Origin of the sequence: Streptococcus sp. GMD1S (assembly GCF_000296875.1) — a bacterium.
Classification (GTDB): Bacteria; Bacillota; Bacilli; order Lactobacillales; family Streptococcaceae; genus Streptococcus.
The window spans coordinates 1-1686 of the sequence record NZ_AJQY01000473.1 but is presented as its reverse complement, the minus strand read 5'-3'; the positions used below and the strand labels follow the sequence as shown (position 1 = coordinate 1686).

Genomic DNA, 1686 nt, shown 5'->3' with positions numbered 1-1686 from the left:
GAAACGGGAATTTTGGAAGATGACTGTGCAGCGATTATGCAGGACTTTTTCCGAAATCGACGGAAAAAATAATTTCTCTTTAAAAACAGAGGGGAATGTGGTATAATGAATAGTGGAGCAACAGTTCTGCGTGAAGCGGGTCAGGGGAGGAATCCAGCAGCCCTAAGCGATGTGAATTGTGTGCTCTTTTTTCGTGCTTTTTTCGAATAAATAAGATAAAATAGCCTAGAATAAATGATTATAGAAAAGAGAAAAATATGAAAATTCGTGGTTTTGAATTGGTTTCGAGTTTTACAGATGAAAATTTGTTGCCTAAGCGTGAGACAGCTCATGCAGCTGGGTACGATTTAAAGGTTGCCGAACGAACTGTCATTGCGCCAGGTGAGATTATATTGGTCCCAACAGGAGTTAAGGCTTATATGCAACCGACAGAGGTGCTCTATCTCTATGACCGTTCTTCAAACCCTCGTAAAAAAGGCTTGGTCTTGATTAACTCTGTGGGTGTCATTGACGGAGACTATTATGGCAATCCAGGGAATGAAGGACATATCTTTGCTCAGATGAAAAATATTACTGATCAGGAAGTGGTTCTCGAAGTTGGGGAACGTGTGGTTCAGGCTGTCTTTGCTCCTTTCTTGATTGCAGATGGAGATGAGGCAGATGGCGTGCGGACTGGTGGATTTGGATCGACAGGGAAATAGAGGGATAAAATGGCAGACTATTTATTAGTTGTAGACATGCAGTCAGATTATGTTGCTGTAGGAAAAGCCTATCATGAAGAACTGACTGCAGCTGTAAATGACAAAATTGCTACTTATCCCAGCGACCGAGTTATCTATATTCTCAATCGTTTTTTCTGGGAGAGAAAAGATAGAAAGAAGAAATTTGCGACCAACTTGTTAGTTGTATCTTCTCGTATCTTTGAGAAGTGTCGGGCTTCTTGCTTTACTAATCCAGATTTAAAAGATTTTTTAGAGGGAAATGGTGCTAAGAGCATAGAGTTTATAGGGGTAGATGGCAATTTCTGTGTCAAGGCTTCCGTTTTGGCAGCTGTCAAGGAGAATTATCAGGTTTCTGTCGATTTGTCTGCTGTCGGAGTTGCCAACCAGAATAAATTTCAAAATACATTGTATAAGTGGCATTCTTTCGGAGTAACCGTAAAAGGAGAATTATTATAGCTAAGAAAAAAGCGACATTTGTATGTCAAAATTGTGAGTACAACTCACCTAAGTATTTAGGACGCTGTCCAAACTGTGGGTCTTGGTCTTCTTTTGTAGAAGAGGTTGAGGTTGCAGAGGTCAAGAATGCGCGTGTGTCCTTGACAGGTGAGAAAACCAAGCCCATGAAACTGGCTGAGGTGACTTCCATCAATGTCAATCGAACCAAGACGGATATGGAGGAATTCAACCGTGTGCTTGGAGGCGGAGTGGTACCAGGAAGTCTCGTCCTCATCGGTGGGGATCCTGGGATTGGGAAATCAACCCTTCTCCTACAAGTTTCAACTCAGCTGTCCCAAGTAGGGACTGTTCTCTATGTCAGTGGGGAGGAGTCTGCCCAGCAGATTAAACTCCGTGCAGAGCGCTTGGGTGATATTGATAGTGAGTTTTATCTCTATGCAGAGACCAATATGCAGAGTGTTCGCGCAGAAGTAGAAAGAATTCAGCCAGACTTCCTCATTATTGACTC

General features: G+C 42.4%; 3 protein-coding genes, 1 other RNA gene and 1 pseudogene. All 5 read left to right on the top strand.

The annotated features are described in order from the left end of the window. Positions 1 to 72: pseudogene (locus GMD1S_RS12210) on the top strand (tRNA-specific adenosine deaminase); the annotation flags it as partial. 32 nt (positions 73 to 104) lie between these two features. Next, positions 105 to 203, top strand: an RNA gene (ffs, locus tag GMD1S_RS12110) — signal recognition particle sRNA small type. A 54-nt stretch (positions 204 to 257) separates the two neighbouring features. Beyond that, positions 258 to 701 (top strand): dUTP diphosphatase, encoded by a 444-nt coding sequence (locus tag GMD1S_RS11480; RefSeq protein WP_000701976.1) that lies wholly within the window; start codon positions 258 to 260, stop codon positions 699 to 701. 9 nt (positions 702 to 710) lie between these two features. Then, on the top strand, positions 711 to 1178 hold the full coding sequence (locus tag GMD1S_RS11475; protein ID WP_000796430.1) for an isochorismatase family protein: 468 nt from the start codon (positions 711 to 713) through the stop codon (positions 1176 to 1178). Further along, a partial coding sequence (locus tag GMD1S_RS12520) for an AAA family ATPase (protein WP_192808297.1) occupies positions 1136 to 1686 on the top strand: 551 nt, incomplete at its 3' end. The genes GMD1S_RS11475 and GMD1S_RS12520, both read left to right, overlap by 43 nt.

Excerpts from the sequence above, each read along its gene's own strand:
- GMD1S_RS11480 (WP_000701976.1), top strand. The coding sequence starts at position 258 with ATGAAAATTCGTGGTTTTGAATTGGTTTCGAGTTTTACAGATGAAAAT.
- GMD1S_RS11475 (WP_000796430.1), top strand. The coding sequence starts at position 711 with ATGGCAGACTATTTATTAGTTGTAGACATGCAGTCAGATTATGTTGCT.